Below are 14972 nucleotides of genomic sequence, written 5' to 3'. Positions count from 1 at the left end.
TTGCAGTGTCCGCGGGGCATTGCGTCAAGACTGCGGCGACCTCTTGCTGTCACACAGGTCGCCGATGTCGAATGCCTCGCGCACACTCTCTGTTCGTTCCCCCGCGATTCCTCTTGTTCTTGGACTGCCTGCGCTGGAGCCCGTGCGGTTGTCGGGGCACGAAGGGCTCGACAGCCTCTTTGCCTACGAGCTTCTCCTCAAGACCCCTGATGCATTGAACCTCGGCGCCTCGGGTGCTGCGGACTTCGATCTGGATGGATTCATCGGCCGGGAGATCGCTTGCTCGATCAAGCTCGATGGCGGCTCTGCCCGCCAGATCAACGCCCTGATCACCGATGCCGGCATGTGGGGCGAGGAAGGGCGGCATGTCCAGTACAAGCTCACGCTGCGCCCCTGGCTGCATCTGGCCACCCTGCGCACCGACTGCAAGATCTTCCAGAACAAGACAGTGGTCGAGATCCTCGATGAACTGCTGGCCGGCTATGCCTTTCCCGTCGACAAGCGCCTGTTCGAGACCTACCCGGTGCGCGACTACCAGACCCAGTTCAACGAGAGCGATTTCGACTTCTTCAGTCGCCTGAGCCAGGAATGGGGCATCAGCTACCACTTCGAACATTCGGAGGGCAAGCACCGGCTGGTTCTGTGCGATGCCATGGGTGCCTATCGGCCGCAAGACAGTGCGATCTACCGTGAAGTCGAGTACCACGCGCCCGGCTGGAAGCTCGATGCCGAGTACATCCACAGCTTCGTGCCCTCCCATCGCCTGACCAGTGGCCGCTACGCGACGAAGGATTACGACTACACCCGCCCCAGGGCCAACCTGAGCGCCGGCCACCGGGATCCCCGTTCCACAGGCCAATCTGATGGCGAGGTCTACCAGTGGCACCACCCCGCCTCGGGCAGCCACTACGCCCAGCCCCGGGCCGGCAGCACGGGGGCCAACAACCCGCAGGAAGAAGGCCGCCACCTGGCCTTGCTGCGCATGCAGGCCCTGCGCACCCATGGGAGCCGTGCCCAAGCCAGCGGCCACCTGCGGGGCATGGTGCCGGGCCGCACCTTCAGCCTGGCCGGGCACCCCCGCGCTTCCGCCAACACCGACTACCTTGTCCTGGACACCCATCTCCTGATCGAAGACGTGGCCCAGGACAGTCAGAACAAGGAGGCAGTGCTCGATCGTGCCCAGCGCTGGCGGGTGAACGTCGACTTCACCGCCCACCCGGCCAAGGAGCCCCTGCGCCCCGCACTGACCCGGCGCAAGCCCGTGTGCAAGGGCCCCCAGACCGCCCTTGTCGTGGGCCCCGAAGGACAGAACCTGTGGACCGACGAGTACGGTCGCATCAAGGTCCAGTTCCCCTGGGACCGCATCGGGCAGAAGAACCTCCACAGCAGTTGCTGGGTCAGGGTCAGCTCACCCTGGGCGGGCAATCAGCTCGGGGCGACCCACATCCCCCGCATCGGGCAGGAGGTGATCGTCAGCTTCATCGGCGGGGACCCGGACCTGCCGCTGTGCACAGGAAGGGTTCACAACCAGGCCAACCAGCCGCCCTGGGCGCTGCCGGGCCAGTCGGCGCTCAGCGGCTTTCGATCCAGAACGCTCACGAGCGAAGGCGGCAACAGCGCCATCGACAACGACAGCCGGTGCGATTCCGCCATGATTGATGCGATGTTGGCCTCCCCGTCGCTGGCAGGCGCGACCGTGGTGCCCACCCCAGCGCAGAAGGCAGCCGACCGGATGCAAAACTTGTGCAGGTCCGAGGTGCAAGAAAGGCTGACCAAAACCATCTGCAAGTTTCCGACCGAATGGGCCAAGGACCAGGTGCGCGAGCGTTGGATGTGGACGAGAAAGAGCGGCAATCCCTACATGCCGTATCCGCTGGAGGACGAGACCGACTTCACGGAGATGACGGACTTCGCGCAAAAGCTGTGCTTCTGGGAAGAACTGCCCGAGGAAGACAAGGCGCGACTGACCATCAAGCACTGGCACTTCCATCCAAGAGCGTTTGTCAATCACTTCAGAAAGTGCGCGTGGCTCAGCGAAGGGGAGTTTCGGCAGTTGCTGCCGCAGTACGCCATGCGTTTGGACAACAGGCGCATTCTGTTGTGGGAGCCAATCAGGCTGAATGGGGCCCGAAATGCAACTATTGCAAATCACCGCACGCCATTGAACATCACACTGCGCAAATGGGGCGTCGATACTCCGCTGCGCAGAGCATCTTTTTTCGGCAACTCCATACAGGAAACTCAATGGTGGGCGCTGTTGGCCGAGGGCTCGGGGTCGACGCTTTGGTATGCCCCTTGGTACGGCCGCGGATTCTTGCAGCTAACAAATCCAGGCAACTATATTGACTACTGGCGATATCGCGGGCGAACAGTCCCTGAGTCGCTACGTGCCGCGTTGGTGGCGGCATACCAGGCCGTTGCAGGAACGCCTCCGGCGAGGCGTAGCAACGCAGGATTGCAGGACTCGAATTTCCCGGCCTTGACTGCGCAAATGCGCGAATGGCGTTCGCATGTCGGCGCAGAAATGACCGGCCGTTCCGGAATGCCGGAAGATGTGTTTGCTCCCGCTGATAGCGCGGGCTACTACTGGGCCAAGAACATCATGTCCATGGAGGCGGACGCCGTACACACCTTGGAACGCGTCCCTATCCAAACAGACCAAGGCGCCAGGATGTACTACCGCAGTTCCGCTTTTTGGCGGGCTTCCGCAACAGTTAACTTACCGGGCGCAGTCAACAGAACCAACTACACCGGCATCAACGGCTTCGATGCCCGCTGTGTTGCCTATGGCTATGCGTTGGCGGTGTTGACAGAAATTCGATTTCCAAGCGCGGCAGGAAACACCGCACTGGAATTTCCAGAGACAAACGTGCCCAGAAGATAAGCGGATGACACTCTACTCATGCAAGCGATCCGCTTCGGCTGCACAGCTTCTCGCCGGACTGCTCCTGGCAATGGCTTTCATGCCTTCCATGGCTCAAATTTCAGAGCCCGATTCACCAATCATCCGCCGGATCAACATGGGACCTGGCTGCGATATTCGGCTTGTCGACTTCTATCGCGGAGAAGCTGAGAGTGGATTGCCGTCGAAAGGACGGTACACAAAAATTCCACCACCCGCCCCATCCTCGTTGAAAGAACTGAAGCTCAGTTGGATCTGCATTTCCAGCGACGACAGCCGCGTAGGATTCCATGGTATGTCTGCGCCCGATCCATACACAGGGCAGTGGATTCTGGATTGGAGTCGAATCATCGGCCGCGCAGAAACTCAGCGTGAGGAGCGATGGCTGTACCGCTGGTACGGCGCCAAATACAAACTGATCCAACTGAAAGCCACGAACTCCAGCGGCTACGCAATCATCGACAGCACACAAACGGATGCCGGAACGCTCCCTGGAAAATCCGACATGAGGGCGCAAGGTGCAGGCCCGGTCCTCTTGTCGTTCTGTCTCGTCCGTCCGCCAAAGGCCTTGTGCGGTGAAGGGCATGTGGGTCAGAGGCAGGACGGCCTCAAGGGTGACCTCACGCCTTATGCCCTGAAGATCATTCGCAGCATTGAATTTGCGGATTGAGCAGTGACCTTCGTCGGGGAGAGCCCTTTTTCTAATGCGAGAGGCGCCGTTTCTACCGGGCAGCGTGTGCGATGACCGTAGGCCACGGATGGTCGAACCACTGTGACGCTCAGAGTGAATGCGGTCACCTGCGAAAACTATGATTCACTCCATGCGAATCACCGTCTACCTCACCGACAACCGCCCAGACCCCTGGATCGAAGGCCTGCAGGCCGAACTCCCCGATGCCGTCATCGAAGCCTGGAAGCCCGGCGCGGCCCAGGCCGACCATGGCGTGGTCTGGGCGCCGCCGCAGCAGTTTCTCGACGAGCAGCCGAAGCTGCGTGGCCTCTTCAACATCGGCGCGGGCGTCGATGCGCTGCTCAAGCTCAAGGTGCCGGCGCACACGCGCATCGTGCGGCTCGACGATGCCGGCATGTCGGTGCAGATGGCCGAATACGTCTGCCACACGCTGATCCGTCATTTCCGCGAGTTCGATGTCTACGAAGCCGACGCGCGCGAAGGCCGCTGGAGCTATCGCAAGCCGAAGCTGCGGCGCGACTTTCCAGTGGGCATCATGGGGCTGGGCGTGCTCGGCGAGCGCGTGGCGAAGGCTGTGGCGCAGTTCGAATTTCCGGTGCTGGGCTGGAGCCGGTCGGCCAAGGCGATCGATGGCGTGCAGGTGTTCAGCGGCGAAGCGCAGTTCGACGAGTTCCTGTCGTCCACGCGCGTGCTGGTCAACCTGCTGCCGCTGACGGAGGCCACGCGCGGCATCCTGAATCGCAAGACGCTGGGCAAACTCAAGTCCGAGGGTTACCTCATCAGCATCGCGCGTGGCGGCCATCTGGTGGAAGAGGAACTGATCCCGATGCTGGATGCCGGCGAACTCGCGGGCGCGACGCTCGACGTGTTCCAGGTCGAGCCGCTGCCGTCTGAACATGCCTTCTGGCGGCATCCCAAGATCACGGTGACGCCGCATGGCTCGGCGCGCACGCTGCGCGAGGAGTCCATCACGCAGATCGCCGGGAAGATCCGTGCGATGGAGCAGGGGCTGCCTGTGAGCGGTGTGGTCGATCCTGTGCGCGGGTACTGACGCGGTACTGCGTTACTGGCCGCCGTTGGGGCGGTTTCTCGGGGTCTTGCTTGCTTGGGGGCGCTACTGTTCAGGGCGGCACTCACGCCGACACGGTGCTCTTTTTCGCGAATCTCCCCCGCTTCGCTCCTCCTTAATTTCGCGAAAAAGAGCCCCGTATCGACGTGAGCGCTCAGAGCACTGGTTGATCGGCGATCACCAGCAGCGTGTCCCTGTGCGAATGACACCGGGTGCTCCCCGCAGCGAAATAAAGGAGGAGGGGCGCGCAGCGCCCCGGGGGACATTCGCGGAGGGGAGCACCTGGTGTCATTCGCACTCGCCCTGAACAGCAGCAGCAGCGCCTAAAACAAGCGCGCCCAGAAAAAGCATCGGCAGGGGAAACCCTGATCACTTTGTTTTTCACAAGTGTGAAAATTAATTCATGGTTGTGAAAACTGCATTCCGCGTCATCGAGATCGTCGAACTCTTCGCCCGGGAGAAGCAGCCCCTTGCGCTGTCCGAGATGGCGCGCCTGCTCGACATGCCCGTGTCGAGTTGCCTCGGCCTCATCCGCACGCTCGAAGAGCAGGGCTACATGTATGAAACCGGCCGCCGCCAGGGCTACTACCCGACCGGCAGGCTGCTCGCGATGGCGCAGGTCATCGCCGCGCACGATCCGGTGCTCGACCGCGTCAAGGCCACGCTCGAAGAGTTGCGCGATGCGGCGCGCGAGACCGTGGTGTTCGGCAAGTTCCGCGACGTGGGCCAGGTGGTCTACCTGGAAGTGCTGAGCGCGCCGCAGGCCATCCGCTATTCCACCGAGTCCGGCGAAACCCGCCCGGCGTACGCCAACTCGCTGGGCCGCGCGCTGCTGTCCACGCTCGCGCCCGATGCGCGCCGCAAGCTGCTTGATGGCATGACGCTCGCGCCGCTGACCGACGCCACGCTCACCACCGCCGACGCCATCGAAGCCGAATTGCAGCGCGGTGCCGCGCGCGGCTGGTACGGCAACCTCGGCGAAAGCATTCCCGACCTGATCGGCCTCGCATGGCCGCTGCGCATCGGCGGCGAGGCTTATGCGATTTCGGTCGCCGGCCCGCGCTACCGCATGGAAGCGCGCATCGAAGACATCGCCGCGATGCTGCGCTCCGCCTGCCTCGCGATCGAACCCAAGACAGAGAACCCCCGATGACCACCACCGCCACAACACCCCGCTACTTCGTTCGGGAAGCCGACATCGCCGGCTACCACCCGGCCAACCACACCGGCACGCTGAACAAGCGGCTGATCGGCCCCGAGACCGTGGGCGCCAAGCAGCTCGAAGTGCTGGTGGGCCACATCCAGAAGGGCAAGGGCGCGCTGCCGCATGCGCACCCCGGTATCGAGCAGGTCTGCTACATGCTCGAAGGCCGCGCGGTCGCCGAGGTGGGCGGACAGCGGCAGGAGCTGCACCCCGGCGACAGCTGCTTCTTTCCGGCCGACGCCATGCACACCTTCACGGTGGTGAGCGACGAGCCGGTGCGCGTGCTGGTGATCTACAGCCCGCCGTACGAGGAATCGCCGGAGCGCGTGATCCGGCCCTGAGCGACGACAACAACCCCGGAGACAAAAACCATGCAGACAACGAAGAACGCGACCGAGCCATCGGTCGCGGTGGCAAGCCGCCGCCGTTTCATTTCCATCGGTGCGGCCACGGGCCTCGTCGGCGCGGCGCCTTGGGCCTTTGCGCAGGACAGTGGCTACCCCAAGCTGCCGATCCGCATCGTCGTGCCCTTCGCGGCCGGCAGCGGCACCGACGCGGTGGCGCGCATCACCGGGCAGATGCTGGGCGAGGCGCTGAAGGGCTCGGTCATCGTCGACAACAAGGCGGGCGCCAACGGCGTGATCGGTGCGGAGGCGGTGGCCAAGGCCGCGCCCGACGGCTACACGCTCTTCATGACGACCAACACCACGCACTCGGCCAACCCGAGCCTCATGAAGCACCTGCCCTACGACCCGGTGAAGGACTTCGCGCCCGTCAGCCGCATGGGCAACCTGCCGTTCATGCTGGTGGTCAACAACGACCTGCCCGTGAAGAGCGTGGCCGAGCTGCTGGCCTGGGGCCGCGCGCATCCCGGCAAGCTGACCTATGCGAGCGGCAACAGCACCGGCATCGTGTGCGGCGCCACGCTCTCGCGCATGAGCGGCGTGCCGATGCTGCACGTGCCCTACAAGAGCACGCCGCCCGCGATTGCCGACCTGATCGGCGGGCAGGTGTCGATGATGGTGGTCGATCTTGCGGCGGGCCTCGCCACGGTGAAGGCCGGCAAGATGCGCGCGATTGCGGTCACCACGCAGGAGCGCACCAAGCTCTTTCCCGAACTGCCGCCGTTGGCCGACACGCCAGAGCTGAAGGGCTTCGACATCACGTCGTGGAACGGCGTGTTCGCGCCGGCCGGCACGCCGCGCGACATTGTGCTGAAGCTCAACAAGGCTTTGTCGGGCATGGCGAACGGCGCGGTGTTTCGCGAGCGCGTGGCAAAGCTGGGCTTCGATGCGTTCGGCAGCACGCCGGAAGAGCTGGGGGCGTTCACTGTGTCTGAGCTGGCGAAGTGGAAGAAGCTGATTCAGGCTGCGGGCATTCAACCCGAATGAGCAGGGCGTTGAATTTGAATTTCTCCCTCCCCTTCCGGGGGAGGGCAGGGGTGGGGGCAAGCGGCGTATCCATTGGGCGCTCTGCCTGCCCCCATCCCAACCTTCCCCCGGAAGGGGAAGGAGCGAAGACCAAGACATGAATACCTCCGGACCTCTTCAAGGCATCCGCATCCTCGACCTCACCGCCGTGGTGATGGGCCCCTACGCCACGCAGACGCTGGGCGATCTCGGTGCCGACATCGTCAAGGTCGAGCCGCCTGCCGGCGACAACCTGCGCGCGGTCGGGCCGATGCGTCATCCCGGCATGGGTGCGATGGCGATGCACCTGAACCGCAACAAGCGTTCGATCGTGCTCGACCTCAAGCAGCCAGAGGGCCTCGAGGCCTGCCTGCGGCTCGCGGCCGGTTGCGATGCGCTCATCTACAACACGCGCCCGCAGGCGATGGCGCGGCTCGGGCTCGGCTACGAGGCCGTGGCCGCAGTCAATCCGAAGATCGTCTACCTCGGTGCCTTCGGCTACGGCGAAGAAGGCCCCTACGCCGGCAAGCCCGCGTACGACGACCTGATCCAGGGCGCCGCCGGCGTCGCTTCGCTGTTCGCGCAGCAAAGCGGCGGCGCGCCGCGCTATGCCCCAGTCACGCTGGCCGACCGCGCCGTGGGGCTGCAGGCGGCCATCGCACTGCTGGCGGCCGTGCTGCATGCGCAGCGCACCGGCCAGGGCCAGTCGGTCGAGGTGCCGATGTTCGAGGCGCTCTCGCAGTTCGTGATGGGCGACCACCTCGGCGGCCACAGCTTCGAGCCGCCGCTCGGCCCCACCGGCTATGCGCGCCTGCTGGCGGAACACCGCAAGCCCTACGCCACGGCCGATGGCTACCTGGGCGTGCTCATCTACAACGACAAGCACTGGCAGGCCTTCTTCGACGTGATCGGCCGGCCCGAGCTGCGCAGCTCGCCGATGTTCGGCACGCACACGGCGCGCGCCGCCAACATCGCCGCGGTCTATGCCTTCGTGGCCGAAGTGATGGCCACGCGCAGCAGCGATGCCTGGATGGCCGCGCTGGAAGCCGCCGACATTCCGGTCGCGCGCCTGCACACCACCGAAAGCCTGCTCGACGACCCGCACCTGCGCGCCGTCGATTTCTTCCCCGAGTTCGATCATCCGACCGAGGGCCGCATCCGCACCCTCGCGCCGGTTGGTCGCTACAGCGCCACGCCCGCCGCCATCCGACGCCCCACGCCGCGCATCGGCGAACAGAGCGTCGAGCTGCTGCGTGAAGCGGGCTACGCGAACGACGAGATCGACCGGATGCTTGCGCGCGGCATCACCGCACAGCCGAACCCACCCAAGGACAACAGCGAATGAATTTCTCCCTCGACGAAGACCAGCGCTCGCTGGTCGCGGCCATCGAACGGCTGTGCGAAGACTTCCCCGCCGACTACTGGCGCGACCACGACGACCGCGCCGTGTTCCCGCACGAGTTCCACCGCGCCGTGGCCGAAAGCGGCTGGCTCGGCATCGCGATGCCCGAGGCACAAGGCGGCGCGGGGCTCGGCATCACCGAGGCGGCGCTGATGATGCGCGCCATCAGCGCGTCGGGCGCGGGCATGTCGGGTGCGTCGTCGGTGCACATGAACATCTTCGGGCTCAACCCGGTGGTGGTGTTCGGCACCGAAGCGCAACGCCAGCGCTTCCTGCCACCGCTGATCGCCGGCACCGAGAAGGCCTGCTTCGCCGTGACCGAACCCGATGCGGGGCTCGACACCACCAGCCTGAAGACGCAGGCGGTGCGCCAGCCGCATGGCGGCTACCTGCTGCACGGCCGCAAGATCTGGATATCGACCGCGCAGGTGGCCGACCGCATGCTGATCCTCACGCGCACCACGCCGATCGACCAGGTGAAGAAGCCCACGCAGGGCCTCACGTTGTTCTACACGCCGCTGGACCGCAGCAAGGTCGAGGTGCGCGAGATCCACAAGCTCGGGCGTGCGGCGGTGGACTCGAACATGCTCTTCATCGACGGCCTCGAAGTGCCGGAAGAAGACCGCATCGGCGAGGAAGGGCGCGGCTTCGAATACATCCTGCACGGGCTCAACCCCGAGCGCATATTGATCGCCGCCGAGGCCATCGGCATCGGCCGCGCCGCGTTGCGCATCGCCTCGCAGTACGCGCAGGAGCGCATCGTGTTCGGCCGACCCATCGGACAGAACCAGGGCGTGGCGCATCCGCTGGCACGTGCCTGGGCCAACCTGGAAGCGGCTGACCTGATGGTCTTCAAGGCGGCCACGCTGTACGACGCGGGCGAGCCCTGCGGCATCGAGGCCAACGCGGCCAAGTACCTCGCGGCCGAGGCGGCGCACGACGCCTGCCAAAACGCGATCCTCACGCTCGGCGGCATGGGCTACGCGAAGGAATACCACGTCGAGCGCCTGCTGCGCGAGAGCTACATCCCGCGCATCGCACCGGTCAGCCCGCAGATGATCCTGAACTTCATCGCCGAGAAGGCGCTGGGGCTGCCGAAGTCGTACTGATCCTTCGCCACTGCCGGTGCACACCCGGCGGCCTGCGCCTGGCACCATTTGCAACCACACAGGCGCGCATTGCTACCTTCCGCGAGTTGTGTACCAAGCAGGGCATTTCCATGTGTCGGACAATGGGTGGCGGTTTCTCATCCTCCCGCGACACAAGAGACATCCCATGAAACTCCCCACCCAAGTCAAGCTTGTCGACGTCGGCCCGCGCGATGGCCTGCAGAACGAAAAGCAGCCTGTTTCCGCCGACATCAAGATCGGCCTCGTGCAACGCCTGCAGGACGCCGGGCTCATGGAGATCGAGGTCACCAGCTTCGTGAGTCCGAAGTGGGTGCCGCAGATGGCCGACAACGCCGAGGTGATGCACGGCATCGTGCGCAAGCCCGGTGTGCGCTACTCGGTGCTCACGCCCAACATGAAGGGCTTCGAGGCCGCCATTGCCGCGCCGCGCGAAGAGTGGCCCGACGAGATCGTGGTGTTCGGCGCCGCGAGCGAAGCCTTCAGCCAGAAGAACATCAACTGCTCGATTGCCGAGAGCATCGAGCGCTTCGCGCCCGTGGTGGCCGCGGCGCTGGAGAAGGGCATCCGTGTGCGCGGCGCGATGTCGTGCACGGTCGGCTGCCCGTATGAAGGCGAGATCGCGCCGGCCAAGGTCGGCTACCTCGCGCAACTGATGAAGGGCATTGGCGTGCAGCGTGTGGACGTGGCCGACACCATCGGCGTGGGCACGCCGCGCAAGGTGCAGGCGGCGATGGAGGCCACGCTGGCGCACTTCGATGTAGCTGCCATCTCTGGCCACTTTCACGACACCTATGGGCAGGCGCTGGTCAACACGCTGGCGGCGCTCGAACTCGGCGTGTGGAACTTCCAGTCGTCCTCGGCCGGCCTCGGCGGTTGCCCCTACGCCAAGGGCGCGACGGGCAACGTGGCGACCGAAGACGTGGTCTACATGCTGCACGGCATGGGCATCGAAACCGGCGTCGACCTCGACAAGCTGATCGACGCGGGCGTCTACATCAGCGAAGCGCTGGGCCGTGAGCCGAACTCGCGCGCGTCGAAAGCCATCCGCACCAAGCGGGCCGGCTGAGCCCACAACAACACACACGCACAGGAGTTTTCGTGGACCTGCATGTCTGGCTTGCGTTTCTGGTGGCCAGTTGCGTCATCGCGGTGTCGCCCGGTTCGGGCGCGGTGCTCAGCATGAGCCATGGGCTCAGCTACGGCGTGCGCCGCACCACCGCGACCATCGTCGGCCTGCAACTGGGGCTGGCGGTGATCCTGCTGGTGGCGGGGCTCGGCGTGGGCGCGGTGCTCACCGCTTCGGCCACCGCGTTCACGGTCATCAAGGTGGTCGGTGCGTGCTACCTGCTGTGGCTGGGCTGGCGCCAGTGGCGCGCACCGGTCGCGGCCGTGGCAGCAGCGGATGGCGGCGCGGCCGAATCGGCGCGCGAGCCCGACCTCACGGCGCCGCAGCGCGTGCTGCGCGGCTTCCTGACCAACGTGACCAACCCCAAGGGCATCGTCTTCATGGCGGCGGTGCTGCCGCAGTTCATCCAGCCCACGCGCCCGCTGTGGCTTCAACTGCTGGTGCTGCTGGCCACGACGGTGATGGTCGACGTCACCGTGATGCACGGCTACGCCTGGCTGGCCGCGCGGCTGCAGGGCATGCTGCGCAGCGTGCGTGCCCGGCGCGCGCAGAACCGCGTCTTCGGCGGCGTGCTGATGGCGATGGGCGCGTTCCTGTTCATGTTCAAGCGCAGCGCCTGACGGCGGCGCACGCTGATAGATTCACAACCCATGTGCGGCTCTGAACTCCACTCCCTCCCCGAAGGCGTCCAGCGCGTCTCCCGCGTGCTGCAGGACGCCGGCCATCCCCATTCGCCACGCATGCTCGACGACGCCTGCCGCACCGCGCAGCAGGCGGCCGATGCGCTCGGCATCTCCGTCGGGCAGATCGCCAAGAGCATCATCTTCCGCCGCAAAAGCGACGAGGCGGCGGTGCTGGTCATCACCTCGGGCGACAAGCGCGTGGACGAGAAAAAAGTCGATGCGCTGGTCGGCAAGACCGGCCGCGCCGATGCCGAGTTCGTGAAGGCGAGCACCGGCTTCACCATCGGCGGCGTGTCGCCCGTGGGGCACGTGACAAAACCCGTGGTGCTGATCGACCGCGAGCTGTTCCGCTTCGACGAAATCTGGGCGGCTGCAGGCCATCCGCACGCGGTGTTCCAACTGAAGCCGCAAGACCTTGAAACGCTCACCGGCGCGCCGGTGGCGGACGTGGTGTGAATTTCGCTGAAGCCGAGACGCTGGCCGATCGCGCGGTGGCCGTGCGCGACCTGCCCGAAGACGTGCCTTCGCCCTGCTCTTCGGTCTGCCGCATGGACCGCCTGAGCGGCTTCTGCGAAGGGTGCCTGCGCACCATTCCCGAGATCGCGGGCTGGAGCAAGATGGAAGACGATGCGCGGCGCCATGTGTGGCGCGCGATAGAGTTGCGGGCCCGGGCCGGCATCTGGCGCATCCCGGAAGAATCCGGAGATACCCACGCATGAAGCACATCGATTTCTATCTCGACTTCATCTCGCCTTACGCGCACCTCGCGTTCGAGCACCTGCCCGAGGCGCTCGAAGGGCTGAGCTACAGCGTGGCCTACAAGCCGGTGCTGCTCGGCGCGCTGCTCAAGCAGCACGGCCAGCTCGGCCCGGCGGAGATTCCTTCGAAGCGAAGCTGGACCTATCGCCACGTGCTGTGGCTGGGGCAAGCCCACGGCATTCCCATCGAGATGCCGGCCACGCACCCCTACAACCCGTTGCCGCACCTGCGCCTTGCGGTATCGACCAGCGACGACGGCGGCATCAGCCGCCTCGTGGCCGAGACCATCCTGCGCAACGTGTGGCGCGGTGGTGAAGAAGCCGGCGATGCCACGCGCCTTGCCGCGCTCACTGCGCAACTGAACCCGAAGCGCGAAGCGGGCAGCGACGAGAGCAAGGCCCTGCTCAAGCGCAACACTGACGAAGCCCTGCAGCTCGGCGTGTTCGGCACTCCGACTTATGTGGTCGATGGCCGGCTGTTCTGGGGCTTCGACGGCCTCGCGATGCTGCGTGCCTATCTCACTGGCGATGCATGGTTCGACGGCCCGCAATGGACCGCCGCCGACCAGCGTCCGTCTCTGCTGCGCAGCAGCAAACCGGGCTGAGTGAAAACCCGGGCAAGGGCCTGATTTCTTACAGGCTGAAACGCGCCGCGCGGGTTTCACCCTAATCCGTAAGCGTCGATTCAGTTTCGCGAAAGCCTCGGGTCAGTCACGCCTCCAAGAATGCCTCACGGTCTCCGGAATCGGGGAACCGCATGAACGCATACAACCAGGAGACGACCAATGGCAGCCACACTAGATTCACGGGGAGTGCCGCATCCGGCCCCCCGGCCCATGTCAGCGGAGGAGAAGAAAGTCATCTTCGCCTCCTCGCTCGGCACCGTGTTCGAGTGGTACGACTTCTACCTCTACGGTTCGCTCGCCGCGATCATCGCCAAGCAGTTCTTCAGTGGCCTGGATGCGGGCGCCGCCTTCATCTTCGCGCTGCTGGCGTTCGCCGCGGGCTTTCTGGTGCGTCCGTTCGGCGCCATCGTGTTCGGCCGCCTGGGCGACATGATCGGGCGCAAGTACACCTTCCTGGTGACGATCCTGATCATGGGCCTGTCGACCTTCATCGTCGGCCTGTTGCCCAGCTATGCGACCATCGGCGTCGCGGCGCCGGTGATCCTGATTGCGTTGCGCATGCTGCAGGGCCTGGCGCTCGGCGGCGAGTACGGCGGTGCGGCCACCTACGTGGCCGAGCACTCGCCGCACGGCAAGCGCGGTGCCTACACCTCGTGGATCCAGACGACGGCCACGCTCGGCCTGTTCCTGAGCCTGCTGGTCATCCTGGGCGTGCGCGAGTTCCTGGGCGAAGCGGTGTTCAACGACTGGGGTTGGCGCATTCCGTTCCTGGTGTCGATCCTGCTGCTGGGCATCTCGGTGTGGATTCGCCTGACGCTGTCGGAGTCGCCCGCTTTCCAGAAGATGAAGGCCGAGGGCAAGACCTCGAAGGCGCCGCTGTCCGAGTCCTTCGGCGAGTGGAAGAACCTGAAGATCGTCATTCTTGCGCTGGTCGGCCTCACGGCGGGCCAGGCGGTGGTCTGGTATTCGGGCCAGTTCTACGCGCTGTTCTTCCTGACGGCACAACTGAAGGTCGATGCGACCACGGCCAACCTGATGATTGCCGCGGCACTGCTGCTGGGCACGCCTTTCTTCGTGATCTTCGGCACGCTGTCGGACAAGATCGGCCGCAAGCCGATCATCATGGCCGGCTGCCTGCTGGCCGTGGTCACCTACTTCCCGGTCTTCAAGATGCTGACCGAAGCCGCCAACCCCGACCTGGCCCGTGCGCAAGCCACGGCCGGTGTGACGGTGACGGCCGACCCGGCGTCGTGCTCGTTCCAGGGCAACCCGGTGGCCCGCGAGATCGACTTCAAGAGCTCGTGCGACATCGCCAAGCGCTACCTCGTGCAGAACTCGGTGAGCTATGAGAACGTGGCCGGCGCGCCGGGCTCGAAGGCCGTCGTGAAGATCGGCGACAAGACGGTCGAAGCGCCCATCGGCAACGTCGTGAACTCCAAGTTCGACGAAGGCTCCGCCAAGGAAATCGCCGCCTTCAAGAAGGGCGTGGCCGAAGACCTGAAGATCGCCGGCTACCCGTCCAAGGCCGATCCCGCGAAGATCAACAAGGTGATGACGATCCTGCTGCTGTTCTGGCTGGTGCTGCTGGTGACGATGGTCTACGGCCCCATCGCCGCGATGCTGGTCGAGATGTTCCCCACGCGCATCCGCTACACCTCGATGAGCCTGCCGTACCACATCGGCAACGGCTGGTTCGGCGGCCTGCTGCCGACCACCGCCTTCGCCATCGTGGCCTCGACCGGCAACATGTACAACGGCCTCTGGTACCCGATCATCATCGCGGGCATCACGCTGGTGATCGGCACGCTGTTCATCCGCGAGACCAAGGACGTGGACATCTACGCCAACGACTGATCTTCAGCCGCACAGGAAGGAGGGCACGGGCCCTCCGTTCAACAAAGAGGCTTCATGCCGGAGGGCATGAGGCCTTTTTCTTGAACGCATCAGCATCATCATCAGCAACCCAGGAGAC

Annotated in this window: 14 protein-coding genes; all 14 read left to right on the top strand. The window is 65.1% G+C overall.

Annotated elements, in window-relative coordinates; all coding sequences use genetic code 11:
* The first annotated feature begins 64 nt into the window (after positions 1 to 64).
* The 14 genes from tssI (at position 65) to ACSFB7_RS22125 (ending at position 14854) form a co-directional block, all read left to right on the top strand.
* Positions 65 to 2884, top strand: a complete 2820-nt coding sequence (gene tssI, locus ACSFB7_RS22190; protein ID WP_435473983.1) for a type VI secretion system tip protein TssI/VgrG — start codon at positions 65 to 67, stop codon at positions 2882 to 2884.
* Positions 2885 to 2888: 4 nt separating this feature from the next.
* On the top strand, positions 2889 to 3572 hold the full coding sequence (locus ACSFB7_RS22185) for a hypothetical protein (RefSeq protein ID WP_435473981.1): 684 nt from the start codon (positions 2889 to 2891) through the stop codon (positions 3570 to 3572).
* Between the two features lie 151 nt (positions 3573 to 3723).
* Entirely contained in the window at positions 3724 to 4644 is a 921-nt protein-coding gene (locus tag ACSFB7_RS22180; protein ID WP_435473979.1) for a 2-hydroxyacid dehydrogenase, read from the top strand.
* Between the two features lie 421 nt (positions 4645 to 5065).
* The gene (locus ACSFB7_RS22175; RefSeq protein WP_435473977.1) at positions 5066 to 5815 is read left to right on the top strand and encodes an IclR family transcriptional regulator; all 750 of its coding nucleotides are present in this window, start codon (positions 5066 to 5068) and stop codon (positions 5813 to 5815) included.
* Entirely contained in the window at positions 5812 to 6207 is a 396-nt protein-coding gene (locus tag ACSFB7_RS22170; protein WP_093246572.1) for a cupin domain-containing protein, read from the top strand. Before ACSFB7_RS22175 ends, ACSFB7_RS22170 begins: the two co-directional genes overlap by 4 nt.
* Positions 6208 to 6237: 30 nt before the next feature.
* Positions 6238 to 7257 carry a Bug family tripartite tricarboxylate transporter substrate binding protein gene (locus ACSFB7_RS22165; RefSeq protein WP_435473975.1) on the top strand — a complete coding sequence of 340 codons (1020 nt, stop codon included), beginning with the start codon at positions 6238 to 6240 and terminating at the stop codon, positions 7255 to 7257.
* Positions 7258 to 7393: 136 nt separating this feature from the next.
* Positions 7394 to 8620 (top strand): CaiB/BaiF CoA transferase family protein, encoded by a 1227-nt coding sequence (locus ACSFB7_RS22160; protein WP_435473973.1) that lies wholly within the window; start codon positions 7394 to 7396, stop codon positions 8618 to 8620.
* A complete protein-coding gene (locus ACSFB7_RS22155) occupies positions 8617 to 9786 on the top strand; it encodes an acyl-CoA dehydrogenase family protein (protein ID WP_435473971.1) in 1170 nt (389 codons plus the stop codon). The genes ACSFB7_RS22160 and ACSFB7_RS22155 overlap by 4 nt, the downstream gene beginning before the upstream one ends.
* A 166-nt stretch (positions 9787 to 9952) precedes the next feature.
* Complete coding sequence (locus ACSFB7_RS22150) at positions 9953 to 10873, top strand: hydroxymethylglutaryl-CoA lyase (protein WP_435473969.1); 921 nt, start codon at positions 9953 to 9955, stop codon at positions 10871 to 10873.
* A 32-nt stretch (positions 10874 to 10905) separates the two neighbouring features.
* Positions 10906 to 11553, top strand: a complete 648-nt coding sequence (gene rhtB / locus ACSFB7_RS22145; RefSeq protein WP_435473967.1) for a homoserine/homoserine lactone efflux protein — start codon at positions 10906 to 10908, stop codon at positions 11551 to 11553.
* Positions 11554 to 11583: 30 nt separating this feature from the next.
* The gene (locus tag ACSFB7_RS22140) at positions 11584 to 12072 is read left to right on the top strand and encodes a YbaK/EbsC family protein (protein WP_435473965.1); all 489 of its coding nucleotides are present in this window, start codon (positions 11584 to 11586) and stop codon (positions 12070 to 12072) included.
* Positions 12069 to 12335, top strand: a complete 267-nt coding sequence (locus ACSFB7_RS22135) for a DUF1289 domain-containing protein (RefSeq protein ID WP_435473963.1) — start codon at positions 12069 to 12071, stop codon at positions 12333 to 12335. The genes ACSFB7_RS22140 and ACSFB7_RS22135 overlap by 4 nt, the downstream gene beginning before the upstream one ends.
* A complete protein-coding gene (locus ACSFB7_RS22130; protein WP_435473961.1) occupies positions 12332 to 12979 on the top strand; it encodes a 2-hydroxychromene-2-carboxylate isomerase in 648 nt (215 codons plus the stop codon). Before ACSFB7_RS22135 ends, ACSFB7_RS22130 begins: the two co-directional genes overlap by 4 nt.
* 180 nt (positions 12980 to 13159) lie before the next feature.
* Entirely contained in the window at positions 13160 to 14854 is a 1695-nt protein-coding gene (locus tag ACSFB7_RS22125; protein WP_435473959.1) for an MFS transporter, read from the top strand.
* The last annotated feature ends 118 nt before the right edge of the window (positions 14855 to 14972 follow it).

It is taken from the genome of Variovorax raffinosi (assembly GCF_051216615.1).
GTDB lineage: Bacteria > Pseudomonadota > Gammaproteobacteria > Burkholderiales > Burkholderiaceae_C > Variovorax.
Note: the sequence above shows the minus strand (reverse complement) of the source record. Positions and strands in the feature narration are given on the sequence as shown.